Source organism: Xanthobacter autotrophicus ATCC 700552, from assembly GCF_043194565.1.
Lineage (GTDB): Bacteria > Pseudomonadota > Alphaproteobacteria > Rhizobiales > Xanthobacteraceae > Xanthobacter > Xanthobacter autotrophicus_F.
The window spans coordinates 204,305-228,794 of sequence record NZ_JBAFVS010000004.1 but is presented as its reverse complement, the minus strand read 5'-3'; the positions used below and the strand labels follow the sequence as shown (position 1 = coordinate 228,794).

Annotated in this window: 25 protein-coding genes; 5 read left to right on the top strand and 20 right to left on the bottom strand. The window is 67.8% G+C overall.

Translation table 11 applies throughout. The features are described 5' to 3' along the window. The first annotated feature begins 142 nt into the window (after nucleotides 1–142). Nucleotides 143–2,845 (top strand): type I DNA topoisomerase, encoded by a 2,703-nt coding sequence (topA, locus tag V5F48_RS06270; protein ID WP_394257998.1) that lies wholly within the window; start codon nucleotides 143–145, stop codon nucleotides 2,843–2,845. 113 nt (nucleotides 2,846–2,958) lie between these two features. Here the strand turns inward: topA and V5F48_RS06265 are convergent, their stop codons facing one another. Further along, nucleotides 2,959–4,128: a zinc-binding metallopeptidase family protein gene (locus V5F48_RS06265; protein ID WP_394257997.1), complete on the bottom strand. Its 1,170-nt coding sequence runs from the start codon at nucleotides 4,126–4,128 to the stop codon at nucleotides 2,959–2,961. 336 nt (nucleotides 4,129–4,464) lie between these two features. On the opposite strand from V5F48_RS06265, the gene V5F48_RS06260 reads away from it, so the two are divergent. Further along, nucleotides 4,465–4,920 (top strand): DUF488 domain-containing protein, encoded by a 456-nt coding sequence (locus V5F48_RS06260; RefSeq protein WP_394257996.1) that lies wholly within the window; start codon nucleotides 4,465–4,467, stop codon nucleotides 4,918–4,920. Here V5F48_RS06260 and V5F48_RS06255 read toward each other — a convergent pair. From V5F48_RS06255 to V5F48_RS06245, 3 genes are all read right to left on the bottom strand, one after another. Next, nucleotides 4,901–6,535, bottom strand: coding sequence for an NTP transferase domain-containing protein (locus tag V5F48_RS06255; protein ID WP_394257995.1), 1,635 nt, complete (start codon nucleotides 6,533–6,535; stop codon nucleotides 4,901–4,903). The two genes, V5F48_RS06260 and V5F48_RS06255, sit on opposite strands and share 20 nt — an antisense overlap. Continuing rightward, entirely contained in the window at nucleotides 6,532–7,236 is a 705-nt protein-coding gene (locus V5F48_RS06250; protein WP_394257994.1) for an XdhC family protein, read from the bottom strand. The genes V5F48_RS06255 and V5F48_RS06250 overlap by 4 nt, the downstream gene beginning before the upstream one ends. 99 nt (nucleotides 7,237–7,335) lie before the next feature. Beyond that, nucleotides 7,336–7,659 (bottom strand): XdhC family protein, encoded by a 324-nt coding sequence (locus V5F48_RS06245; protein ID WP_394257993.1) that lies wholly within the window; start codon nucleotides 7,657–7,659, stop codon nucleotides 7,336–7,338. A 71-nt stretch (nucleotides 7,660–7,730) separates the two neighbouring features. Between V5F48_RS06245 and V5F48_RS06240 the strand changes: the two genes are divergently transcribed. Next, complete coding sequence (locus tag V5F48_RS06240) at nucleotides 7,731–8,819, top strand: lysine-2,3-aminomutase-like protein (protein WP_394257992.1); 1,089 nt, start codon at nucleotides 7,731–7,733, stop codon at nucleotides 8,817–8,819. Between the two features lie 123 nt (nucleotides 8,820–8,942). Continuing rightward, nucleotides 8,943–9,839 (top strand): PPC domain-containing DNA-binding protein, encoded by an 897-nt coding sequence (locus V5F48_RS06235; RefSeq protein ID WP_394257991.1) that lies wholly within the window; start codon nucleotides 8,943–8,945, stop codon nucleotides 9,837–9,839. Between the two features lie 7 nt (nucleotides 9,840–9,846). Here the strand turns inward: V5F48_RS06235 and V5F48_RS06230 are convergent, their stop codons facing one another. The 7 genes from V5F48_RS06230 to V5F48_RS06200 form a co-directional block, all read right to left on the bottom strand. Then, nucleotides 9,847–10,905 carry a bile acid:sodium symporter family protein gene (locus V5F48_RS06230; protein WP_394257990.1) on the bottom strand — a complete coding sequence of 353 codons (1,059 nt, stop codon included), beginning with the start codon at nucleotides 10,903–10,905 and terminating at the stop codon, nucleotides 9,847–9,849. 361 nt (nucleotides 10,906–11,266) lie between these two features. Further along, a complete protein-coding gene (locus tag V5F48_RS06225) occupies nucleotides 11,267–12,367 on the bottom strand; it encodes a branched-chain amino acid ABC transporter substrate-binding protein (protein WP_394257989.1) in 1,101 nt (366 codons plus the stop codon). A 120-nt stretch (nucleotides 12,368–12,487) separates the two neighbouring features. Next, complete coding sequence (locus V5F48_RS06220) at nucleotides 12,488–12,931, bottom strand: DUF6867 family protein (protein ID WP_394257988.1); 444 nt, start codon at nucleotides 12,929–12,931, stop codon at nucleotides 12,488–12,490. Continuing rightward, entirely contained in the window at nucleotides 12,931–13,734 is an 804-nt protein-coding gene (locus V5F48_RS06215; RefSeq protein WP_394257987.1) for an ABC transporter ATP-binding protein, read from the bottom strand. Before V5F48_RS06215 ends, V5F48_RS06220 begins: the two co-directional genes overlap by 1 nt. Next, complete coding sequence (locus V5F48_RS06210) at nucleotides 13,731–14,657, bottom strand: ABC transporter ATP-binding protein (protein ID WP_394257986.1); 927 nt, start codon at nucleotides 14,655–14,657, stop codon at nucleotides 13,731–13,733. Before V5F48_RS06210 ends, V5F48_RS06215 begins: the two co-directional genes overlap by 4 nt. After that, nucleotides 14,657–16,183 (bottom strand): high-affinity branched-chain amino acid ABC transporter permease LivM, encoded by a 1,527-nt coding sequence (gene livM, locus V5F48_RS06205; protein ID WP_394257985.1) that lies wholly within the window; start codon nucleotides 16,181–16,183, stop codon nucleotides 14,657–14,659. Before livM ends, V5F48_RS06210 begins: the two co-directional genes overlap by 1 nt. Beyond that, nucleotides 16,183–17,100 carry an ABC transporter permease subunit gene (locus V5F48_RS06200; RefSeq protein ID WP_394109912.1) on the bottom strand — a complete coding sequence of 306 codons (918 nt, stop codon included), beginning with the start codon at nucleotides 17,098–17,100 and terminating at the stop codon, nucleotides 16,183–16,185. The genes livM and V5F48_RS06200 overlap by 1 nt, the downstream gene beginning before the upstream one ends. A 338-nt stretch (nucleotides 17,101–17,438) precedes the next feature. On the opposite strand from V5F48_RS06200, the gene V5F48_RS06195 reads away from it, so the two are divergent. Next, nucleotides 17,439–17,828: a rhodanese-like domain-containing protein gene (locus V5F48_RS06195; protein WP_394257984.1), complete on the top strand. Its 390-nt coding sequence runs from the start codon at nucleotides 17,439–17,441 to the stop codon at nucleotides 17,826–17,828. Nucleotides 17,829–17,834: 6 nt separating this feature from the next. Here the strand turns inward: V5F48_RS06195 and V5F48_RS06190 are convergent, their stop codons facing one another. From V5F48_RS06190 to V5F48_RS06150, 9 genes are all read right to left on the bottom strand, one after another. Further along, nucleotides 17,835–18,293, bottom strand: a complete 459-nt coding sequence (locus tag V5F48_RS06190) for a type II toxin-antitoxin system RatA family toxin (protein WP_394257983.1) — start codon at nucleotides 18,291–18,293, stop codon at nucleotides 17,835–17,837. Between the two features lie 2 nt (nucleotides 18,294–18,295). Further along, complete coding sequence (gene lipA, locus V5F48_RS06185; protein WP_394109909.1) at nucleotides 18,296–19,249, bottom strand: lipoyl synthase; 954 nt, start codon at nucleotides 19,247–19,249, stop codon at nucleotides 18,296–18,298. A gap of 154 nt (nucleotides 19,250–19,403) precedes the next feature. Next, a complete protein-coding gene (locus V5F48_RS06180; protein WP_394109908.1) occupies nucleotides 19,404–19,652 on the bottom strand; it encodes a GlsB/YeaQ/YmgE family stress response membrane protein in 249 nt (82 codons plus the stop codon). Between the two features lie 11 nt (nucleotides 19,653–19,663). Next, nucleotides 19,664–19,942 (bottom strand): GlsB/YeaQ/YmgE family stress response membrane protein, encoded by a 279-nt coding sequence (locus V5F48_RS06175; RefSeq protein WP_138397593.1) that lies wholly within the window; start codon nucleotides 19,940–19,942, stop codon nucleotides 19,664–19,666. Nucleotides 19,943–19,973: 31 nt separating this feature from the next. Continuing rightward, nucleotides 19,974–20,345, bottom strand: a complete 372-nt coding sequence (locus V5F48_RS06170; protein ID WP_394257982.1) for a hypothetical protein — start codon at nucleotides 20,343–20,345, stop codon at nucleotides 19,974–19,976. 188 nt (nucleotides 20,346–20,533) lie between these two features. Beyond that, on the bottom strand, nucleotides 20,534–21,949 hold the full coding sequence (gene lpdA / locus V5F48_RS06165) for a dihydrolipoyl dehydrogenase (protein ID WP_394257981.1): 1,416 nt from the start codon (nucleotides 21,947–21,949) through the stop codon (nucleotides 20,534–20,536). Then, nucleotides 21,942–22,583 (bottom strand): nucleoside 2-deoxyribosyltransferase, encoded by a 642-nt coding sequence (locus V5F48_RS06160; protein WP_394257980.1) that lies wholly within the window; start codon nucleotides 22,581–22,583, stop codon nucleotides 21,942–21,944. The genes lpdA and V5F48_RS06160 overlap by 8 nt, the downstream gene beginning before the upstream one ends. A 198-nt stretch (nucleotides 22,584–22,781) precedes the next feature. Further along, on the bottom strand, nucleotides 22,782–23,018 hold the full coding sequence (locus V5F48_RS06155) for a YdcH family protein (RefSeq protein WP_394257979.1): 237 nt from the start codon (nucleotides 23,016–23,018) through the stop codon (nucleotides 22,782–22,784). Between the two features lie 132 nt (nucleotides 23,019–23,150). Beyond that, nucleotides 23,151–24,485: a pyruvate dehydrogenase complex dihydrolipoamide acetyltransferase gene (locus tag V5F48_RS06150; RefSeq protein WP_394257978.1), complete on the bottom strand. Its 1,335-nt coding sequence runs from the start codon at nucleotides 24,483–24,485 to the stop codon at nucleotides 23,151–23,153. Between the last annotated feature and the right edge of the window lie 5 nt (nucleotides 24,486–24,490).

Below are 24,490 nucleotides of genomic sequence, written 5' to 3'. Positions count from 1 at the left end.
CGGCGGGGATCAGGATCGCGCTGCGGAAGCCGGCAGTCCCACGGCGGAACACGATGCGCGACCGCGCATCGTTTCGTCGGCGAAGCCATTCCAATTGAGGCCGCGCGCTGGGGCGGCGGCCCTATGAAAGACACGGTCCGTCATGCAGGTCGTCATCGTCGAATCGCCCGCCAAAGCGAAGACGATCAATAAATATCTCGGTCCCGGCTACGAGGTGATCGCCTCCTACGGCCACGTGCGCGACCTGCCCTCCAAGGACGGCTCCGTCGACCCCGATGCGGACTTCCGCATGCTGTGGGAGGTGGACCCCAAGGCGCAGAAGCGGCTCAACGAGATCGCCGCCGCGGTGAAGGGAGCCGATGGCCTCATCCTCGCCACCGACCCGGATCGCGAGGGCGAAGCCATCTCCTGGCACGTGCTGGAGGTGCTCAAGCAGAAGAAGGCGCTCAAGGGCCAGAAGGTCGAGCGCGTCGTCTTCAACGCCATCACCAAGCAGGCCGTGCTGGACGCCATGAAGGCGCCCCGCGCCATCGACGTGGCGCTGGTGGACGCCTATCTCGCCCGCCGCGCCCTCGACTATCTGGTGGGCTTCACCCTCTCGCCGGTGCTGTGGCGCAAGCTGCCGGGCGCCCGTTCCGCCGGCCGCGTGCAGTCGGTGGCGCTGCGCCTCGTCTGCGACCGCGAGCGTGAGATCGAGACCTTCGTCCAGAAGGAATACTGGTCCATCGTCGCCAGGCTCGCGACGCCCCGCGCCGAGGAGTTCGAGGCCCGCCTGTCGGGCGCGGACGGCAAGAAGATCACCCGCCTCTCCGTGGGCACCGCCGAGGAGGCAAAGGCCTTCCGCGCGGCGCTGGAGGCGGCCGACTTCCGCGTGCGCTCGGTGGAGGCGAAGCCCATGCGGCGCCATCCGCAGCCGCCCTTCACCACCTCCACCCTGCAGCAGGAGGCGAGCCGCAAGCTGGGCCTCGCCCCCGCCCGCACCATGCAGATCGCCCAGCGCCTCTACGAGGGCGTGGACGTGGGCGGCGAGACGGTGGGCCTCATCACCTATATGCGAACCGACGGCGTGGACATGGCGCCGGAGGCGGTGGCCGCCACCCGCAGCGCCATCGGCAAGCAGTTCGGGCCGAAATATCTGCCCGGCGTGCCGCGCAAATACACCACCAAGGCCAAGAACGCCCAGGAGGCCCACGAGGCCATCCGCCCCACCGATCCCTCCCGGCACCCGCGTGAAGCGGCGCGTCATCTCGATGGCGAGCAGGCCAAGCTCTATGAGCTGATCTGGATTCGCACGGTCGCGAGCCAGATGGAATCGGCCGAGCTGGAGCGCACCACCGCCGATATCGAGGCGAAAGCCGGCGGCCGCACGCTGGATCTCACCGCCACCGGCACCGTGGTGAAGTTCGACGGCTTCCTCACCCTCTATCGCGAGGGCAAGGACGACGAGGACGACGACGAGGAGAGCCGCCGCCTGCCGGCCATGAGCGCCAACGACAAGCTCGACCGGCGCGACATCCTCACCACCCAGCACTTCACCGAGCCGCCGCCGCGCTATTCGGAAGCCTCGCTGGTGAAGCGCATGGAAGAGCTGGGCATCGGCCGGCCCTCCACCTATGCCGCCGTGCTCGCGGTGCTGCGCGACCGCGAATATGTGAAGCTCGAGAAGAAGCGCCTCCTGCCCGAGGACAAGGGACGGCTGGTCACCGCCTTCCTCGAAAGCTTCTTCAAGCGCTACGTGGAATACGACTTCACCGCCGATCTCGAAGAGAAGCTGGACGAGGTCTCCGCCGCGGAACTGGACTGGAAGGACGTGCTGCGCGCCTTCTGGCAGGACTTCCACATCGCCGTGGAGGCCACCAAGGACCTGCGCGTTTCCCAGGTGCTCGACGCCCTGGACGACATGCTCACCGCCCACATCTTCCCGCCCACGCAGGACGGCACCGACCCGCGCTTGTGCCCCACCTGCGGCAACGGGCGGCTGTCGCTGAAGATGGGCAAGTTCGGCGCCTTCATCGGCTGCTCCAACTATCCCGAGTGCCGCCACACCCGCCCCCTCACCGGCGACGGCGCCCCCGAGGGCGACGGCAAGCGCGAGCTTGGCATTGATCCGGAGAGCGGCGAGGAGGTCACCATCCGCGCGGGGCGCTTCGGCACCTATCTCCAGCTCGGCGAAGGCAAGGACGGGGAGAAGCCCAAGCGTTCCTCCCTGCCCAAGGGCCTCGCCCCGGCGGACGTGGACCTGGAAACCGCGCTGAAACTGCTCGCCCTGCCGCGCGAGGTGGGCAAGCATCCGGAAGACGGCGAGCCCATCCTCGCTGGCATCGGGCGCTACGGCCCCTATGTGCAGCACGGGCGCACCTACGCCAACATCGAGGACGGCGACGACATTCTCGCCGTCGGCTTGAACCGGGCGGTGGTGCTCATCGCCGAGAAGCAGTCCAAGGGCCGGGGCGGACGCGGGGCGGCGACGCCGGGGCGCACCCTGGGCGATCACCCCACCCACGGCGGGCCGATCACGGTGCGGCCGGGCCGCTTCGGGCCTTATGTGAACCATGGCAAGGTCAACGCCACCCTGCCCAAGTCCACGGACCCGGAGGCCCTGACCCTCGCCGAGGCGGTGACCCTCATCGACGCCAAGGCCGCCTTGTCGCCATCCAAGGCGAAGGCGCCCCGCAAGGCGCCGGCCAAGGCCTCCGCATCCGGCGAGGATGCGCCGGCCAAAACGGCAGCCAAGACAACAGCGAAGACGGCAGCGAAGAAGCCGGCGGCAAAGAAGACGGCGACCAAGCCGGCCGCGAAGAAGACGACGAAAAGTGCCAGCAAGGGGCCGGAGGCGGCCGAATAGCCCCCGCCCCGTCCGTATCGTGAAACAGAAAGGGCGAGCGCACCGGGCTCCGGCGGGCTCGCCCTTTCTTCTCATCAGGCGGACGGTGGGCCGGCCGCCTGATGAGGGAAGGCTCAGGCCGCCGCCGATGCCGGCTTGCCCTCGGGTGCATCCTCCGCATTCTCGCCGCGTCCCTTGGGGATCTCCGTATCCTCCGACGCCGGCGCCGCGGGATCCGCCGCAAGGTCCGCCGCCACCTGACGGTGGGCGAGATCGTGGATGAAGCCCAGCTTCGCGATCACGCCCGGGCCGAGGATGAACGGATAGGCATCCGACATGCCGAGGCAGCGGTTGAGATTGTTGAGCGCAAAGGCGATGGGCAGCCAGGAATCCACCATCTGCTGCACCGGGCAGGCCTGGTAGGGATTGAAATCCACCTGGGCGCCCAGTTCCCCCGTGTCGTCCAGGCCGGGGTGCACCTCCACCCCGAACGCGGCCGCCATTTCCAGCGTGTCCACGATGTGGATGTAGTGCTTGAAGGTCTCGGCGAAGTCCTCCCACGGATGCGCAGTGGCATAGGCCGAAACATAGTTCATCTGCCAGTCGGCCGGAGGTGTGGAAGCGTAATAGATCTTCAGCGCTTCCCCGTAATCGGCGCTCTCATCTCCGAACACGGCGCGAAAAGCATTGAGCCGACCGGCATCGCGCACCAGGCGATTCCAGTAATAATGGCCCACCTCGTGCCGGAAATGCCCGAGCACGGTGCGGTAGAGTTCGCCCAGCTCGCTCTTGCGCTGCTCCCGCTCGGCATCGTCAGCCTCGACCAGGGCGATGGTGATCAGGCCCTCGTCGTGCCCGGTCATCACGTTGGGCGCCTGCGTGTCCGGCATATCGGCAAGGAAGTCGAAGCACAGCCCGCCCTCGCGGTCCTTGTTGCTTTCCAGCGGCAGGTTGAGGCGCAGCAACGAATAGACCAGCCGGTGCTTGGCCACTTCCATCCTGCGCCATTTGCGCAGGTTTTCCGGCACCGTCAGGTCCGGCACCGTGCGGTTGTGGCGGCAGGCGAGGCAATATTCCTCATCCTGATCCGCCGGCATCAGCCAGTTGCAGGCGTCGTGGGCTGCATTGGCGCAGAATTTGTAGCGCGCCTCGGTGTCGACGGAACGGTAGGCTTCGCCATCCGCTTCAAGGGGGGTGATCTCGTTGGCTTCAGGGATATAGCCGAGTTCGTGTCCGCACTTTTCGCAGCGGCGGTTCTCAAAGTAGAGAAGCTGGTCGCAGACGGCGCAGCGGAACAAGCGCATCTTCATCTCCCAAGAGCAATTCCAGCAAAAGCGAGAAGCGATTTTGCGTCCGGAATTGCGATGAAACAAAGGTTTAGAGCATGTTCAAGCCAACCGGTGTCTGCCGAACATGCTCCAGGCGGTCGCGGTACTTCGGGCACACATTCTGTGCGGCCGGCGCCCAATGAACCCCCTGATTCAGCAGAGGTTCCCATTCCGCACCGGCGGCGTGTCAATTTCACACGTCCTGCGCCGAAGTCCATGGCCGTTTGGGCGCGGCCGGGACACGTCCCCCGCTTGTGACCATCGGATGGCCGCAGGCGTGACGGCGTCCACCGCTCACGGCATGATCATCCCATGAGCACGACCCACCTCTTCACCATCGGCTACGAGCAGAGCACCCCATCCGCCTTCCAGGCGGCACTGGACGAAGCCAAGGTTGACCTTCTGGTGGATGTGCGGGCGGTGGCGGCCTCCCGCCGGCCGGGCTTTTCCAAGACGGCGCTGGCGGCGGGCATCGCCGAGCACGGCGTCGCCTATGTGCATCTGCGGGCGCTGGGCACGCCCAAGGAGGGCCGGCTCGCGGCGCGCGGCGGCGACCACGACGCCCTCATGCGCATCTACGACGCCCACCTCGCCACCGCCCCGGCGCAGGCGGCGCTGGAGGAGTTGGCGTCCCTCGCCCAGGGCAGGCGCATCTGCCTGCTGTGCTACGAGCGGCACGTGGAAGGCTGCCACCGCCTGCGGCTGGCGCAATGGATGTGCGAGCGCCTGGACATCGGCGCCACCCACCTCATACCGGCTCCGTTCTGACCACCTTCTCCTCGTCCGCCGCCGCCCGCGCCTGGGCGAGGAGCTGGGGGGTATCCACATCAAGGAAAGCACCGCCACCGGCGATGGCCACTTCCGCCACCACATCCTGATTGGCGGCGAGGATGTGCCGCGCGCCCACGTCGCCCTCCAGCGCGCCGAGATCGGCGAAATAGCGGCGTGACCACAACACGGGATGGCCCCGCTGCCCGCCATCCACGGGCACGCAGATGAGCCGGCCTTCGTCGGGCGCATGGGCGGCAATCAGCCGATCGATGATATCCGCGGCGAGGAGCGGCATGTCGCCGAGCACCACCAGCGCCCCCGCCGCCGTCTCGGGCACCGCGGAGATCCCCGCCCGCAGCGAGGACGCCATGCCGCTGGCATGATCGGGGTTGTGCGCGAAGGTCACATCCAGCCCTTCGAGCGCGGCGGCGATGCGCCCGCGCTCATGGCCGGTGACGATGATGACAGGGCGCGCCCGCGAGGCGAGCGCCGCGTCCGCCACCCGGCGGATCACCGGCACGCCCCCCACCTCCTCCATCAGCTTGTTGATCCCCTGCCCCATGCGCGCGCTGCGCCCGGCGGCGAGGATGACGGCGGCGAAGCCCTGTCCCGCGTCGCCCTCCGCCCTGGGATGGGGCCGGGCCGCAATGTCCGACAACAGCCCGCCCGCCCCGAGCCGGGCGATGTCGCGGGCGGTCACCTCAAGGCCGGCGAGGAGCCGCATGAGCACGAAATCGAAGCCGTTCTCCTTCGGGCTGCGTGCGCAGCCGGGCGCGCCCAGCACCGGCGTGGCGCCCAGCCGGCCGAGCATCAGGAGATTGCCGGGGTCCACCGGCATGCCGAGCCGCACCACCTCGCCCCCGGCGGCGACCACCGCGGCAGGGATCACGTCGTTGCGGTCGGCAATGGCCGAGGCGCCGAAGACGATGACCAGGTCCGCCCCATCCTCCGCCGCCCTCCGGAGGGCTTGCGCCAGCGCGGTCGGATGGTGGGCCACGGTGTCGGCGGAAACCACCTCGGCGCCGGTGGGGGCGAGGCGGGCGCGCGTGACCGCGAGGGTCTTCGCCACCACCTTGTCGGCGAAGCCCGGCAGCAGGGTGGAGATGACCGCCACGCGCTTCAGCCGGAACGGCGCCACCGACAACAGCCCCTCCGATGCCCGCCGCGCCGCGTCCACCAGACCGTCCGGCACCGCATAGGGGATGATCTTCACCGTCCCCACCATGTCGCCCGCCGCCACCGGGGTGAAATCGCGCAGGGTGGCAAGGGTGAGGGCCTCGTCCACGTCGTTGAAGGCGTCGAGTGCGGCTTCCGAAACGCGCAGCACGCCGGATGATTCCGCGAACAGATTGGCGCGGCCGGTGAAGGCGGCGTCCGCCCGCACATGGGGGCCGGCCACCGCTTCCGCCAAAAGCCGGGCGGCGGCATCTTCCGCCATGTCTCCCGGCTCCAGGCGCGCCGCCGCCACCTCGCGGAAGCCGGCGGCTTTAAGCCGCGCGATCTCGTCCGGGCCGAGCCGGGTGCCCTTCTTGAGGACGCCATCCTCGAGCCGCACCGAATGGGCGGCGATGGCACCCTCGGCCTCTGACAAGGGCAGGGACCCGAACTTCACGCCGCAACTCCTTCCGCATGCGCCGTGCCCGAGCGCAGGGCGCGGATCACCTCGGCGAGCACTGCCACCGCGATCTCGGCCGGGCTGGCGGCGCCGATATCCATGCCGATGGGCGCATGGATGCGGCCGATGACATCCGGCGGGAGTCCCGCCACCTGCAGCCGCTCCACCCGCTTCGCATGGGTGCGGCGGGAACCCAGCGCGCCCACATAGAAGCAGCCCGCCTTCAGCGCGGCGATCAGGGCCGGCTCGTCCACCTTCGGGTCATGGGTCAGGGCGACAAGGGCGGTGAAGGGGTCGAGGCCATAGGCCGGCAGGGCGACCTGTGGCCATTCCGCGATCACCGGCACATCGCCGAAGCGCTCGGGCGTGGCGAAGGCGGTGCGCGGGTCGATGATGGTCAGGTCGAAGCCGGCGAGACGCGCCATGGGCGCCAGCGCCTGGGAGATATGCACCGCGCCGATCACCAGCATGCGCGGCGGCGGCACCTCCACCGCCAGGAAGGCGCGCCCCGCCCCCTCCCCCACAAGGCGGCTGCGCCGGATGGCAAGCGCCTCGCGGATGGGGCCGGCGAGCGGATCGCCGTCCACCTGGTCACGCACGACCAGGCGCTGGGCGCCGTTCTCCAGCTCCGTCACCACCACGCACGCCCGCCGGGCGGCGCGTTCCGCGTTGAGGGCCGCAAGAAGGTCGAGGCGCATAAGTGGTCATCCTCCCTGAGGGAGCGGCCGGCCGGGCCGGCAGCATCATCTTCCCCGATGACTATAACGCAGGACGCGCCGCGTCATCGGCCGCCGTTTTCAATCCACACGCTCGACAAACACCGCGATCTTGCCGCCGCAGGACAGGCCCACCTTCCAGGCGGCCTCGTCGGCGACGCCGAACTCAAGGGTGCGCGGCGTGCCGGAGGCGATCACCTCCGCCGCCTCGCCCACCACCGCGCCTTCCACGCAACCGCCGGAGACTGAGCCGAGGAAATTGCCGTCCGCATCGATCACAAGCCGGCTCCCCACCGGGCGGGGCGCCGAGCCCCAGGTTTCCAGCACGGTGGCGAGCGCCACGCCACGCCCCTCGCGGCGCCAGCGCTCGGCGGCGGCCAGAACATCGCTTTCGGTCACGTCCATGGCGTTGCTCCTTCCGGCGGCCTCGTGAATTGGCAAGGCCCGACGCATCCCATATAGGTGCCCCAACGCCCATGCCAAACCTTCTGCTGCCAAACCTTCTGCCTCTGCCCGCCCGCGATCAAGGCACCCTGCGCTCGGGCGAGGACCTCGTCGCTGCCGGCCTTGCCGACGCCCGCGACCTTGAGGCGCTGGCCCGCGTGGCGGCACGCTATGCGGTGGCGGTGACGCCGACGCTGGCCGCCGTCATCGATCGCACCGACCCGGCCGATCCCATCGCCCGCCAGTTCGTGCCCCATCCCGCCGAGCTGGACGCGCGGCCGGAGGAGTTGGCCGACCCCATCGGCGACGATGCCCACAGCCCCGTGCCGGGCATCGTCCACCGTTACCCGGACCGGGCGCTGCTGAAGATCGTGGGGGTGTGCGCGGTCTATTGCCGCTTCTGCTTCCGCCGCGAGATGGTGGGGCCGGGCGCGGCCGCCACCCTGTCGCCCGAGGCGCTGGAGCAGGCCTTCGCCTATCTGGCCGCCCATCCCGAAATCTGGGAGGTGATCCTCACCGGCGGCGACCCCTTCATGCTCTCCCCCCGCCGCATGGGCGAGGTGATGGCGCGCCTTGCCGCCATCCCCCATGTGAAGATCGTCCGCTTCCACACCCGCGTGCCCATCGCCGCGCCGGAGCGGGTAAGCGATGCGCTCGTCGCCGCGCTCAAGGCGCCGGGCCTCACCTCCTACGTGGCGGTGCATGCGAACCATGCCCGCGAACTGACGCCCACAGCCCGCACGGCCCTCGCCCGCATGGCCGATGCGGGCATTCCGCTCCTGTCCCAGTCGGTGCTGCTGCGCGGGGTGAACGACGACGCGGACACCCTCGCCGCCCTCTTTCGCAGCCTGGTGGAATGCCGGGTGAAGCCCTATTACCTGCACCATCCGGACCTTGCCCCCGGCACCGCCCATTTCCGGCTCGACATCGCGCGGGGACAGGAGCTGATGCGCGCCCTGCGCGGGCGGCTCTCGGGCATCGCGCTGCCCACCTATGTGCTCGACATTCCCGGCGGCGCCGGCAAGGTGCCGCTGACCCCGGGCCATCTTTCGCCGGCCGGGACGCGCCTCGCGGTCTCCGACAATTGCGGCGGCGTCCATCTCTATCCCCCCGAGGGGTGAAGCCAGCCCGCGCGGCGCCTGAGCGAAGCCCTCTCGGCACCGGGCGAAGACCGGGGCCGTTGGCATGAAGGGTGATGGCGGCTTCCGCCCGTGCTATCGCACAGGGCAAATAGGGAGGACGCCATGGGGGAGATGCGCCGGATTTCTCAGCCGGGGCCGGCGCCGCAGGAGCGCATCGAGAGCGCCGTGGGCCGGCTTCAGGTGCTGGATTTCACTCTGGAGCCGGGCCTCACCCTCAATGCCGCCATCACCGGGCCGCTCATGGCGGCGGGCATGGGCGCGGCGCAGGTGGAAGTGTCCGGCGGCGGCTTCGGCCCCTTCACCTATGTGATGCCCGCCGCCGCCTCCGATGCGATCCACGCCGCCTGGTACAGCGCGCCCTTCACCCCGGCGGGCGAGACGCGGCTTGATCGCGGCAACGTCACCTTCGGGCGCAAGGAGGGCGCGCCCTTCATCCATTGCCATGCCTTCTGGACCGAGCCCGACGGCAGCCGCCACGGCGGCCACATCATGCCCCATGAGACGGTGGTGGCCGCCCCCATCCGCGCCCGCGCCTATGGCTCCGCCGAGGTGGAGACCACCGCCGATTTCGATTCCGAAACCAACTTTCCCCTCTTCACCCCCCATTCAAGCCCCCATTTGAGCCCCCACGCCCGCATCGCACCGGCGGAGGGCGGCCCGCGCATCGCCTTCGCGCGCGTCCGGCCGAACGTGGAGATCGGCGCGGCAGTGGAGGCGCTGTGCCGTCGCCATGGCTTCGTCGGCGGGCGGCTGCGCGGCGGGGTGGGCAGCCTCATCGGCGCCCGCTTTGTCGATGCCCCACCGGTGGACGACTACGCCACCGAGGTGTTCGTGACCTCGGGCGTCGTGGCACCGGATGACTCCGGCGTGCTTGCGGCACAGATCGACCTCGCCCTCGTCAGCTTCACCGGCGTGCTGGCCGAAGGCCGGCTGGTACCGGGCGCCAATCCGGTGCTCATCACCTTCGAGCTGGCGGTGGAGGAGATCCCCACCGCCTGAGCGCCGCTCAAGAGGCGGTGGACGAGGCCCGCCGCCCCTGGGGCTCGGGAATGAGGTCGTCATTGTCCTCGGCGAGGAGCGCCGGCTCGGTCTCTTCTGCCTCCAATGCCCCGCTGCGGCCGGCAAGGGTGCCGACGATGACCAGCTGGAGGAAGTGGTAGAGCATGATGGGGGTGATGATCAGCGACAGGTCCGGCGAGGCGTTGAACATCACCTGCGCCATGGGCAGCCCGGTGGCGAGCGACTTCTTCGAGGCGCAGAACACCACCGCGATGGTGTCGGGCCGGGAGAAGCCGAAGACCCGGCAGGCGATCCCGATCAGCAGGTAGACCACGGCAAACAGCAACAGCACGCCGGCGACGATCTCCAGCAGCAGGACCGGGCTCTGGCCCTTCCACACGCCGGCAGCCACGCTGTCGCAGAACGAATTGTAGACGATGGCCAGAATCACCGCCCGGTCGGCGATGCGCACCACCTGGCGATGGCGTTCCACCAGATTCAACAGCAGCGGCCGGACGACCTGCCCCACCGCCAGCGGCAGGATCACCAGGATGATCAGCTTCAGGATCACCGGGCCGAGATCCATGCCCCCGCCCACCGTGTGCAGGTACCAGGCCATCAGGACCGGCGTGGCGAACACGCCGATGAGGCTGGAGATGGAGGCGTTGAAGATGGCCACCGGCACGTTGCCGCGCGCCAGCGAGGTCATGGCCACCGAGGAGGAGACCGTGGACGGCAGGGCGGCGAGGAAGAAGAACCCCGTCGCCACCGCCTCGGGCAGACGCTCGCCCATCAGGGCCAGCACCGTCACCACCACCGCTGGAAACAACAGGAAGGTGCCGAGTTGCACGATCAGGTGCAGCTCCCAGCGGGCGGCGCTTTCCAGCAGCCGCTTCGGCGACAGCGAGATGCCGTAGAGAAAGAAGATCACCGCGACGCCCCAGCTCGCGGCCTTGTCGGCATGGAGCAGGCCACCGGTGACGCCGGGCTGCGGCCAGACCAGGGCCAGGGAGACGGTGAGCGCGAGAGCGACGACGAACGGGTCGAGCTTCAGTCGTGACAACATGAGCGGAACGGTGAGGCGTGAGAGAGGCGTGCGACCTGCACTCCGCGACCGTTCCCTGCCCATCGCCCAACCGGACGCCTGAGGCCCCGTGTGCGCGCTTATCCGCCGGCTTCATTCCGCCTGAAGCGGTCTGCGCCAGCTTTCGCCGATCTTCCTGTCGACAATATACCTAGACTGCGTGCTGTTCCCCGCCGGGTCAACCGGCTGCGGCGGTAAATATGGGGGCAAACATGGGAGCACGGGCGCGACATGTCGTGCCACGCTTCGCCCGCATGGAATGGGGCGCGCCGGCTCCATTGGGTTTGCGCAACAAAAAAGGCCCGCGCAGAGCGCGGGCCTTCCTGTCGCCTGGGCGAAGCCGTCAAAGCTGGGTGTAGGCGCCGTCCTTCCAGACGTAGACCACATAGTCGAGCTTGGTGATGTCGCCCTTCTTGTCGAAGGAGAGCGGGCCGAGCACGGTGTTGAAGGTCATGCCGGAGTGCATCTTCTCGGCCACCTTCTTGGGGTCGAGGGATTTCGCCGCCTCGGCGGCCTGCTTCATCACCTGCACGGCCGCGTAGGAGTAGAGCACGTAGCCTTCCGGATCCACGCCCTTGGCCTTGAAGGCGGCCACGATGTCCTTGGCGGCCGGGTTGTTGCGCGGATCGGGACCGAAGGTCATCAGCGTGCCTTCGGCGCCGGGGCCGGCGATGGTCCAGTATTCCTTGTCGGTGATGCCGTCGCCGGAGAACAGCACGGTCTTCATGCCCTGGTCACGCATCTGGCGCACCAGCAGGCCGGCTTCGGGATGCAGGCCGCCGAAATAGAGCAGGTCGACACCATTGGCCTTCAGCTTGGAGACGAGGGCCGAATAGTCCTTCTCGCCGGTATTGATGCCCTCATAGAGGACTTCCTTCACGCCGCCCTTGTTGATGGTCTTCTGCGTCTCGTCCGCAAGACCCTTGCCGTAGGGGGTCTTGTCGTGGACGATGGCGACCTTCTTGCCCTTGAAATTCTTGACGATATAGGCGCCGGCCACGGCGCCCTGCTGGTCGTCCCGGCCGCAGGTGCGGAACGTGTTCCACATCTTGCGCTCGGTGAAGGCCGGGTTGGTGGAGGCCGGGCTGATCTGGAGAACGCCGGCTTCCTCGTAATCCTGCGAGGCCGGGATCGACACGCCGGAGTTGAAGTGGCCCACCACGTATTTCACGCCGTCGGAGATGAACTTGTTGGCCGCCGACTTGCCCTGCTCGGGCTTGCCGCCGTCATCGCCGACCGAAAGCTGGATCTTCTGGCCGAGGATGCCGCCGGCGGCGTTGATATCGGCCACGGCCTGCTCGGCACCGGTCTTCAGCTGGGCGCCGAAGGCGGCGTTCGAGCCGGTCATGGGGCCGCCGACGCCCATCTTCACCTGCGCCTGGGCCTGCGCCGCAAGCAGAAGGCTGGCGCTAAGAGCAAGCGACGCCATCAAGAGCTTCTTCATTCAGGTCTCTCCCTTTCGTCCGGGAGCGGAACACCGGTCCGCCTCCCAGTGAAACTCCGCGGCGCATTGTGCCGCAATTCCCCGGCCTGTCGATGCCGCGCGCGGCACCTCGCGCCGGTTTCAACCGAAGGTTTTGGGTCGCCAGGCGAGCTTCCCCGCCGGCTCGTACATCCAGCCGTACTGCACGGTCATCTGCCGCTTGCGGTGGGCGCGGAAGCCCAACGTCGCGATGGCGGTGAGCAGCACGAATTCCACCACGAACGGCTCGATCGTGAACAGTTCGTCCTCGAACAGGGCGAAGTGGCAGAAGCGCACCGCACCGGCCAGAAGCAGGCAATAGAGCACAAGCTGCAGGTAGGGCGCCCAGCCATGGGCCACCGCCTTGCCGGTGCGCCATGCGGCAGCCCCGCCGAGGAACAGGGTGACCAGCAGGAAATCGGCCAGCGAGGCGCCGATCAGTTCCTTCGGCCAGAGGGCGATCAGCACCACCAGCACGGCGATCACCGCCAGAGGGCCGATGAGCAGGGGGGACGAGGACCGCCCCGGATCTGCCTTGGACACCATCAGCGGCCTCCCTCCAGATAGGCGGCGCGCACCTCGGGCCGGGCCAGCAGTTCCGCCCCGGTGCCCGACATGGTGACGCGCCCGTTAACCATCACATAGCCGCGGTGGGCCAGCTTCAGGGCGTGATAGGCGTTCTGCTCCACCAGGAACACGGTGAGCCCCTCGGTCTCGTTCAAGAGCTTGATGGCGTCGAAGATCTGCTTCACCACCAGCGGCGCCAAGCCCAGCGAGGGTTCGTCCAGCAGCAGCAGGCGCGGGCGGCCCATGAGCGCGCGGGCGATGGACAGCATCTGCTGCTCGCCGCCAGAGAGTGTGCCGCCGCGCTGGTCGATGCGCTCTTTCAGGCGCGGGAACATCTCGAACATGCGGTCCAGATCCTGCGCGAAATGGGCGTTGCCGGTGATGGCGGCACCCATCTGCAGGTTCTCGTAGACGCTCATGCGCGGGAAGATGCGCCGGCCCTCGGGGGATTGGGCGATGTTGAGGCGCATGATCTCGTGGGTGGGCAGGCCGGTGATGTCGTGCCCGGCGAAGACGATGCGGCCATCGCGCGCCCGGGGATTGCCGCAGATGGTCATCATCAGCGTGGACTTGCCGGCCCCGTTGGCGCCGATGAGGGTGACGATCTCGCCCTCGTTCACTGCAATGTCCACGCCCTTCAGCGCGATGATCTTGCCGTAATAGGCGGTGACGCCGCTGACCTGCAGCAGCGGCGTGCCCTTCGGCGCGCTCTGGGGCGCGACGGCGCCCGGGGCGAGGGCACTGGGGGCGAGGGCATCGGGGGCGAGGATCTTTGTGCTCATGCGCCCACCCCAACATCCACCACGGCCGCCTCATCCTCCTCGACGCCGAGATAGGAGGCGATGACCTTGGGATCTGTGCGCACCTGCTGCGGCGTGCCGTCGGCGATCTTGCAGCCGTATTCCAGCACGACCACATGGTCGGAAATCTCCATCACCACCGACATGTCGTGCTCGATGAGCAGGATGGAAGTGTCGTGGTCGCGCCGGATGGAGAGCAGCAGTTCGTTGAGGGCGGCCGATTCCCGCGGGTTGAGGCCAGCCGCCGGCTCGTCGAGGCAGAGCAGCACCGGGTTGGTGCACATGGCGCGGGCGATCTCCAGGCGGCGCTGGTCGCCGTAAGGCAGGTCGCCGGCGGGATCATCCGCCCGGTCGATGAGTCCGATCTGGTGCAGCCAGTAGAGCGCCTTGTCCATGGCGCCCTTCTGCTGGCGTTTCCAGGACGGCAGGTTGAGGAGGGCGGCGGGATTGAGCAGCCCGGCGCTGGTGAGCGACATGTGCTGCGCCACCAGCAGGTTTTCCAGCACCGTCATGCCCGAGAACAGGCGGATGTTCTGGAAGGTGCGGGCGACCCGCGCCCAGGACGCCACCTTGTGGTCGGGCAGCCGCTCCAGCAGATAGAGCGCGCCCGCCCCCGTCCGCCCCCACGACAGGCCCGAGGCGGTGACGGCGTCGAGTTCCGCAGGCGTTGCCGCGCCGTCGTGGAACAGGGCAAGGCGGCCGGCGGAGGGCTTGTAGAAGCCGGTGATGCAGTTGAACACGGTGGTCTTGCCGGCGCCGTTGGGGCCGATCACCGCCGTCACCTCGCCACGGGCGGCGACGAAGGACACGTCGTTCACCGCGATGAGGCCGCCGAAGCGCATGGACAGATGGTCCACCGCGAGGATCGGCACCCGCGCCCCGTCCACGGAATCAAGGCTCGCCATCAGCCGTGGCCCTCCTTGACGAGGGCGGAGGAGACCGCCTTGCGCTCCTTCAGGAAGATGGTGGGCAGTCGCGAGGAGACAAGCCCGCGCGGGCGCCACACCATCACCGCCACCATGGCGAAGCCGAAGATGAGCATGCGGTAGAGCGAGGGGTCGAAATCCGGCCCGAACAGGAAGTCGGCCTTCAGGAAGGAGAGGTTGCGCAGCATCTCCATGCCGCCGATGAGCAGGATGGCGGCCCCGGCCACGCCCATCTGCGATCCCATGCCGCCGAGCACCACGATGGCGAGGATGACCGCCGATTCCATGAAGGTGAAGCTCTCCGGCGAGACGAAGCGCACCCGCACCGCGAAGAAGGCCCCCGCGAAGCCGCCGAACATGGCCCCGGTGGCGAACGCGGTGAGCTTGGTCAGCGTGGTATTGATGCCCAGCGAGCGGCAGGCGATCTCATCCTCGCGCAGCGCCTCCCAGGCGCGGCCCACCGGCATCTGCCGCAGTCGGATGGTGACCAGCGCGGTGAGCGCGGCCAGGGCCAGGATCACGAAATACAGGAAGATGATCCGGTGCATGGAATCGAAGTCGAGGCCGTATTTGGCCGCGAAGCCTTCGTCCGTGGCGTTGAAGGGCACGCCGAAGAACGAGATGGGCGGGATGGAGGAAATGCCCGCCCCGCCATTGGTCAGCGACACCCAGTTGATGAGCACGAGGCGGATGATCTCGCCGAAGGCCAGGGTGACGATGGCGAGATAATCGCCGCGCAGCCGCAGCACCGGGAAGCCCAGGATGACGCCCCACAAGGCGGCGAGGATGCCGGACACCGGCAGGCACAGCCAGAACGACCACGCGGTCCAGAACCCCTCCCCCAGATGGCCGGCGAAGAAATCGTTCACCGGCACGCTGGTGGAGAGCAGGGCGAAGGTGTAGGCGCCCACCGCGTAGAAGGCCACGTAGCCAAGATCCAGCAGCCCGGCGAGGCCGACCACGATGTTGAGGCCCCATCCCAGCATCACATAAGTGAGCACATAGATACCGAGGTCCACCCAGTAGCGGCTTGGGGTCAAGCCGCCCGACAGCAGGATGGCCAGGACGGGATAGGCGATGGCGAAGGCGAAGAAGGCCGGCCTCAGCGCCGGCGCCGCCTTCAGCGCCAGAGTGGCGAAGGCGGAGGGCCCCTCGCTCGTCTTCACCTTGCGGCCGCGCCGCCAGACCGTGAGGTTCAGCACCAGCCGCAGCACCGCGACGATGCCGGCGAATACGGCCACCAGGCCGAACCGATAGGTGAGGCCCAGCGGACCGCTGCCGGATTCGGTGGCGCGGAAGCCCACCAGCGGCAGCAGCAGCAGGCCGGTGAGCAGGCCGCTCACCACCGCATCGGTGACGGCGCTTGCGACCACCGAGCCCGGACGCGGGGCCGCGGGCGGCAGGGGCGAGACGGCGGGCAGGCCGTTCGCGGGCACATCGACCTGAGGCAACGATCCGGACGGCAGAGATCCCTGCGGGATATCGGCGACGGGCGGATGCACCATCAGACCTTCTCCACTTCCGGCCGGCCCAGCAGGCCCTGAGGCAGGAAGATGAGCGTGACGACGAGGATGGAGAACGCCGCCACATCCTTGTATTCAATGGAGAAATAAGCAGACCACAGGGTCTCGATGAGGCCGATGAGCAGCCCGCCCAGCACCGCCCCCGGCAGCGAGCCGATGCCCCCCAGCACGGCGGCGGTGAAGGCCTTCACGCCCGGCACGAAGCCATCGGCGAAGTTCACCACGCCGTAATACATGAGGTACATGACCCCGGCCACGGCGGCGAGCGCGGCGCCGATGACGAAGGTGAGCGAGATGGTGCGGTCCACGTTCACGCCCAAGAGCGCCGCCATCTTGCGGTCCTGCTCGCAGGCGCGCTGGGCGCGGCCGAGCGAGGTCTTCTGCACCAGCCACCAGAAGCCGGCGAGCAGCGTCGCCGTGACCACCATGATGATGATCTGCTTATAGGCGAGGGTGACCTCGTAGCCGTTGCGTTCCATCACCACGAACACGTCCGGCACCATGGGCGGCAGCGGCTTGTTGCGCGGGCCCTGCGCCACCTGCACGAAGTTCGAGAGCAGGATGGACATGCCGATGGCCGAGATCATGGGCGCGAGGCGGAAGGAGCCGCGCAGGGGCCGGTAGGCGACCCGCTCGATGGCCCAGCTCACGAGGCCGGTGAACACCATGGCCACCACCAGCGTGATGGCGAGGATGAGGAAGATGGAGCTCATCCCCACCACGGTGGTGAGCAGCAGAACGCAGATGAGGCCGATGAAGGCGCTCACCATGAACACGTCGCCGTGGGCGAAATTCACCATTCCGATGATGCCGAACACCATCGTGTAGCCGATGGCGATCAATCCGTAGATCGACCCAAGGGTCAATCCGTTGATGAGCTGCTGGAGGAACACTTCCATCCGCCGCTGAACCCCTCTGTCTGGTTGGCGCGCTTATTTTATCATCGTGCCCGACGATTGTGCGCTGCCACTTTTCCGACTCATAACCCGCCCCGCCCGTCGAGACAATTGCGCCGGGGCGGACGGCGTAACGCGGACGAGCTCCCTCTCCCGCTTGCGGGGGAGGGCTGGGGAGGGGGTAGGCCGGGGGAGGGTTGGAGGGCGCAAACGCGAGGGGTGGGGAGGACAAGCCCGCGCCATCTGCGCCGGCGGCCCAGCCCCCACTGCCCTCCCGGCTTGACAGGCCTTCGCCTCCTGCCCCCTTCTCCGGATCGGCCGATTGCGCCGCAGGAAACGCCATGCCCCAGACCATCACCCGCGGCTTCAAGCAGCTCCTGGAAGAAGCCAATGCCCGCGTCGCCACGCTGACCCCGCAGGACGCCCAGCGGCGGATCGCCGAGGGCGCCCTGCTGGTGGATGTGCGCGACCCGCGCGAACTGGAGCGGGAGGGCCGCATTCCCGGCGCCTTCCACTGCCCGCGGGGCATGCTGGAATTCTGGATCGACCCCGAGAGCCCCTATTTCAAGCCGCCCTTCGGGGAGGACCGGGCCTTCATCTTCCTGTGCGCGGGGGGCTGGCGCTCGGCCCTGTCGGCGGCCACAGCGCAGGACATGGGTCTGAAGCCGGTGGCCCATGTGGGCGGCGGCTTCAAGGCGTGGAAGGAGGCGGGCGGACCGGTGGAGGGCTGAGGCGCCCTACCCCACCGTGCCGTAGACCTGATCGGCCCGCGCCTCGAAGGCATCGGCGAAGCGGCGGAAGGCCGCCTCGAACATGGCGCCCATGAGCATGGCCAGCGTGCGCGAGCGGAATTCGTAGGAGATGAAGAACTTCACCTCGCTCGCATCCTCGCCCCGCCCCACGAATTCCCAGCGGTTGTCGAGCCGGCTGAAGGGGCCGTCGAGATATTCCACATGGATGGTGAGGCGCGGCCGGTCCAGCGTCACCCGTGAGGTGAAGGTCTCGCGGATCAGCTTGTAGGCGACGGTCATGTCCGCCACCAGGATCTCCACCCCCTCGTCCGATTTCATGCGCCGCTTGATACGCAGCGACTGGCACAGGGGCACGAACTCGGGATAGCGCTCCACGTCCGCCACGAGGTCGAACATGTCCCGCGCCCCGTGCCTCACCCGCCGGGCGTTGGTGAAGGATGGCACGATCAGGCCCGGCCGAGGCGCGCCGCCCGGGCCGCGCGCAGCTTCTCGAAATCCGCGCCGGCATGGTGGGACGAGCGGGTCAGCGGGCTGGCCGAGACCATCAGGAAGCCCTTGGCATAGGCCACGGTCTCATAGGCCTTGAACTCGTCCGGCGTCACGAAGCGCTCCACCTTGTGGTGCTTGCGCGTGGGCTGGAGATACTGGCCGATGGTGATGAAATCCACCTCCGCCGAGCGCAGGTCGTCCATCAGCTGGAGCACTTCGGGCCGCTCCTCGCCGAGGCCCACCATGATGCCGGACTTGGTGAAGATGGAGCCGTCCAGCTCCTTCACCTTCTGAAGCAGGCGCAGGGAGTGGAAATAGCGCGCGCCGGGCCGCACCGAGAGGTATTTGGCCGGCACCGTCTCCAGATTGTGGTTGAACACGTCGGGCCTGGCCGCCACCACCACCTCCAGCGCCCCGTCCTTGCGCAGGAAGTCGGGGGTGAGGATCTCGATGGTGGTGCCGGGGCTTGCCGTGCGGATGGCGGCGATGGTGCGGGCGAAGTGCTCGGCGCCGCCGTCGGCGAGGTCGTCCCGGTCCACCGAGGTGATGACCACGTGGGAGAGGCCGAGCTTGGCCACCGCGTCGCCCACCTTCTGCGGCTCGCCCTGGTCCAGCGCCTCCGGCATGCCGGTGCGCACGTTGCAGAAGGCGCAGGCCCGCGTGCAGGTGTCACCCATGATCATGAAGGTGGCGTGCTTCTTCTCCCAGCACTCGCCGATATTGGGGCAGCCGGCCTCCTCGCACACGGTGTGCAGGCCGTTCGCCCGCACGATCTCGGCGGTCTGCGACCAGCCGGCCGAGCCCGGCGCCTTCACGCGGATCCAGTCGGGCTTGCGCAGCACCTCGGTTTCCGGGCGGTTGGCCTTTTCCGGGTGGCGCGGGCGGGCGAGGGTATCGATGACCGTGACCATGCGTTTCGTCTCTTGACCCCCGAGCAGGGTAATACGCCCATGCCGGGCGAAGCCCCGCCCGGACCAAGGTCCGGGCCGGGCATGAATTTCAATTCACCATACCGCGCGCCACCTTTGGCCGGAAGCCACGTGGCGCGCGCTGCGGCACTGCGTTTCAGGCAGGCCGCTTGCCGGTCACCGCCCGCCAGATGGCGAGCAGCAGCACCGCCCCGCAGGTGGAGATGACAATGCGGTCGAGCATGCCGTCGCCGATATAATTGAGGCCGAGGGCCCCCGCTACCCAGCCGCCCAGCATGCCGCCCACAAGCCCCACCACGAGATTGGTGAGGAGCCCGCCGGAGGACTTCATGAACTTTTCGGCGAGAAAACCGGCGATGATGCCGACGAGAATGGAGATGATCATTCCGGCCTCCCTCAGCGCGAACGGATCGCGCGCCAGATCCACAGCAGCAGGATGGCACCGACGATGGCCGCGATCAGCGTGCGGAAGAAACCGAACACCGGCACGTTGAGCACCGAGGCCAGCTTGTCGCCGATGAAGGCGCCGGCGACGCCGACAAGGAGGTTCGTCAGCAGGCCGTGATTGCTCGCCGTCACCCGCTCGGCGATCCAGCCGGCGATAAGGCCGATGATGATGAGCGAGAAGAAGCCGACGCCCGGCTGGCTCAGGAACGCATAGGTCTGCTGGTCCATGATGGCACCTCCGAGGTTCAGACGATTGAGTTTATGATTTTTCTTGGCCTGTCAGTTCCTGCCACAAAATACCTGCGAACACAGCACCCACACCTGTGAGAAAAAATATGGGCACGCCAATAGCCGTGCCAAACGCGGCGATGCCGGCACCCTGCCAACCAAAAATCACAATTCCTATCGCGGCTCCACTCATGCCGAATTTGGTCATCATGGAGCGGTTGCTCCATATATGCCGGCGAGCATAGTCAATCGCGATTTTCAAGAATGGAGTTATCGATTTTGAGGAATATGTAAACGTAATTGCTAATTTCAATTTGTTAAATTTAGAATCTTTTGATTCGTATATTTCGATGATACGTGCAGCCCATATTCTCAGTTGTTCCCGCTCCTTCTCGGAAGCCAACTCAATTATACTCCGAACCACGGCTCTCATTTTCGAATGGTCGACATTTTCTTCAGTCACAGGCTCGACATCTCACAGAGTGAATTCGAAGCACTGTTTGCCCCACCCTACCCTCTCCCGCAGGCGGGAGAGGGCTTCGGGGCAGCCAAGCTCCGCACCGGGGAAGGATAACACTTCCCCGGCCACTCTCACGAATGGATCGCGCGGCCATAGGCGGACATGACGCTCTCGTGCATCATCTCCGACAGGGTCGGGTGCGGGAAGACCGTGTGGATCAGGTCTTCCTCGGTGGTCTCCAGATTCATGGCCACCACGAAGCCCTGGATCAGCTCCGTCACCTCCGCGCCTACCATGTGGGCGCCCAGCAGTTCGCCGGTCTTGGCATCGAAGATGGTCTTCACGAGGCCGTCCGGCTCGCCGAGCGCGATGGCCTTGCCGTTGCCGATGAAGGAGAAGCGGCCCACCTTGATTTCGCGGCCGGCTTCCTTGGCCTTCTTCTCGGTGAGGCCCACCGAGGCGATCTGCGGCGTGCAATAGGTGCAGCCGGGGATCTTGTTCTTGTCCATGGGGTGGGTGTGGAGGCCCTTGATGGTCTCCACGCAGATCACGCCCTCATGCTCCGCCTTGTGGGCCAGCATGGGCGGGCCGGCGATGTCGCCGATGGCATAGACGCCCGGCACGTTGGTGCGGCCATAGCCGTCGATGACCACGCAGCCGCGCTCGATCTTCACGCCGATGGCCTCAAGGCCCAGGCCCTCCACGTTGCCCACCACGCCCACGGCGGAGATCATGCGATCCACCGTGATGTCGTGCTTGGCGCCCTTGGCGTCCTCCACATGGGCGGTGATGCTGTCGGCATGCTTGGTGACGCCGGTCACCTTGGCCCCGGACATGATCTTCATGCCCAGCTTCTCGAAGCGCTTGCGGGCGACGGCGGCGATCTCCTCGTCCTCCACGGGGAGGATCTGCGGCAGCACCTCCACCACGGTCACCTCGGTGCCCATGGTGCGGTAGAACGAGGCGAACTCGATGCCGATGGCGCCGGAGCCCATCACCAGCAGGCTCTTGGGCATCTTTTCCGGCACCATGGCGTCGAAATAAGTCCAGATCAGCTTCTTGTCGGGCTCAAGGCCGGGCAGCGCGCGCGGGCGGGCGCCGGTGGCGACGATGATGTGCTTGGCGGTGTAGTCGCCGCCGCCCTTGGCGCCCTTGAGCGGGTTCTGGGCGGCTTCCACCTTGATCTTGCCGGGGGCGGTGAAGGTCGCCTTGCCCCAGATCACGTCCACCTTGTTCTTGTTGAGCAGGAAGGCGACGCCCCCGGCCAGCTGGGCCGAGACCCCGCGCGAGCGCTTCACCACCGCCGCCGCATCGAAGCCGATCTTCTCGGCGGAGAGGCCGTAATCCTTGGCGTGCTCCATGTAGTGGTAGATCTCGGCCGAGCGCAGCAGGGCCTTGGTGGGGATGCAGCCCCAGTTCAGGCAGATGCCGCCGAGATGGCTTTTCTCCACCACGGCCACCTTGAAGCCGAGCTGGGCCGCGCGGATGGCGGCCACGTAGCCGCCCGGCCCGCCGCCGATGACGATGATGTCGTAACTGTCAGCCATGGAAGGTCTCCTCGCCGTGCGCCGGACCGGCGGGTTCTGGATGGGAAGGGGTTTGGGGCGTGCCGAGGCGGCCGGTGGACCGGGCCTCGGCCATGAGGGCGAGCACCTGTTCGAACAGGGTGAGATCGCGGAACGGGTCGGCGGCCGGCGCCGGCGCCTGGATCACCGGCAGCCGGGAGGCGGCGAGCGCTTCCGCCAGCATGAGATTATCGAAATGGCCGAAGTCCTCCACGTGCAGGCCATCGGCCAGCAGGGAGGGGGCGGCGCCCTGGCCGTCGGCGGGGCCGATGGCGGAATGGGCGCGGTGCTTCAGCTCGCCCGGAAGATTGGAATAGGCCGCCACCGGCTTGCCCAGCGCGAAGGCGAAGCCCACCTCGAACGCCGTGCCGGGATCGGCGCTGATGCCGCGGAAGGGCGTGAGATTGGCGATGAGCGCGTCGGCGGAGCGCATGAGGGCGAGATTGGCGGCGAAGATGGCGCGGCTCGCGGCCCCTGCCACCGTATCCAGCAACGGATCGCCGTCCAGCGGATAGAGGCCGGTAAAGCCGAAGCGGGTGCACAGCTCCACCTTGCGCCGGCCGATCTCGCGCGCGTCGTCGAGGAACACTTCGGGGCCGGCGAGGTAGAGCTTCATCAGGCTTGCCCGTCTCCATGATGGCATCGGCCCGGTCTTCGGCCGGCGCCGGGCGGGTCCTTGTCACTTGCTCCCGGTTCCGAAGCCGGTCTTGCGGAGCGCCTTCCGAAAAAGGCGCCCCGGTTCTTGTCAGCCGGTCCGGTCACTTGGACAGGATCACCTGGGCAGGATCACTTGGACAGGATCACTTGGGCAGGATCACTTGGACAGGAAGGCGAAGAGTTCGTCCTTCAGGCGCATGCGCTCGCGGCGCATGGCTTCGATCTCGGCATCGCCGGTGGGCTCCACGTCGGTCTCGGCGCGATGCACCTGACGGTTCACCTCGTGATAGGCGTCGCTGAGCTTGGCGAAGTGGGCGTCGGACAGCTTCAGCGCCTGGATCTTCTCGGCATGTTCCGGGAAATCGGCGGCAAGCTCGTGGGGCGTGTGGCTCATGGTCTCAACCTTCCTTGGTGCGACGGCGGAAAATGCCGTTGCCCCGCAGCTACACCGGGCGGTCGCGGCAGGATTTGATCTGCCGCAGCCTCCGGGTCGAGCCTCACACCGGCCCGCTCACAACCAGCATGCTCACACCAGCATCGACATGGGCTTCTCGATGAAGCCCTTGAACGCGCTGAGCAGCTCGGCGCCGAGGGCGCCGTCCATCACCCGGTGGTCGCAGGTCATGGTGACGGTCATCTGCATCACCGCCTTGATCTCGCCGTTGCGCACCACGGCGCGCTGCTCCGAAGCGCCCACCGCGAGGATGGAGGACTGCGGCGCGTTGATGATGGCGGTAAAGTTGCGGATCCCCATCATCCCGAGGTTCGACACCGAGGTGGAGCCGCCGGAATATTCATCCGGCTTCAGCTTCTTGGTGCGGGCACGGCCGGCGAGGTCGCGCATCTCGTTGGAGATGGTGGACAGGGTCTTCTGCTCCGCCTTCTTCACGATGGGGGCGTAGAGGCCGCCGTCGATGGCCACCGCCACGCCCACGTCCGAATGCTTCATGCGCAGCACCCGGTCCTCGGCCCACACCGCATTGGCGGCGGGCACCTTCTGGAGCGCCAGCGCCATGGCCTTGATGATGAAGTCGTTGACCGAGACACGGTAGGTCGGCTTGCCGTCCTTGTCCTTGCCCGCATTGGCGTTCACCTGCTCGCGCAGGGACATGAGGTCGTCGAGGTCGCAGTCCACCGTGAGGAAGAAGGTGGGGGTCACCTGCTCGCTCTCGACCAGACGGCGCGCGATAGTCTTGCGCATGCCGTCGAGCTGCACTTCCTCGTAGCTGCCGGCCTCGAACATGGCCTTGACCTGCTCGGCGCCGGGCGCGCTGGCCACCGCCGCCTTGGGGGCGGGCGCAGCGGCAGGCGCGGGAGCGGCGGCAACAGGCGCGGCGGCGGCAGCGGGCTTGGCACCCGGCTGGGCACCTTCCAGGTCGCGGGCGACAATGCGGCCGTGCGGGCCGGAGCCGGCGAGCGCGGCAAGGTCGATGCCCTTGTCCTTGGCGATCCGGCGGGCCAGCGGCGAGGCGAACACGCGGCCGCCCTGGCCGTTGGCGACGGGAGCGGCCGGAGCAGCGATAGCAGCAGGAGCCGCAGCGGCAGGCGCGGCAGCGGCGGCCGGAGCGGCGGCGGGCTTGGCCCCGCCAGCGCCGGCGGCAGCGGCGGCCACATCCTCGCCCTCGCCGGCGAGCACGGCGATGAGCTGGTTCACCGGCACGTCCTGGGAGCCTTCCGGCACCAGGATCTTGGCGAGGATGCCCTCGTCGATGGACTCGACTTCCATGGTCGCCTTGTCGGTCTCGATCTCGGCAAGCACGTCACCGGACTTGACGGTGTCGCCTTCCTTCTTGAGCCACTTGGCGAGGTTGCCCTTCTCCATGGTGGGGGAGAGGGCCGGCATCAGGATCTCGATGGGCATGCGTC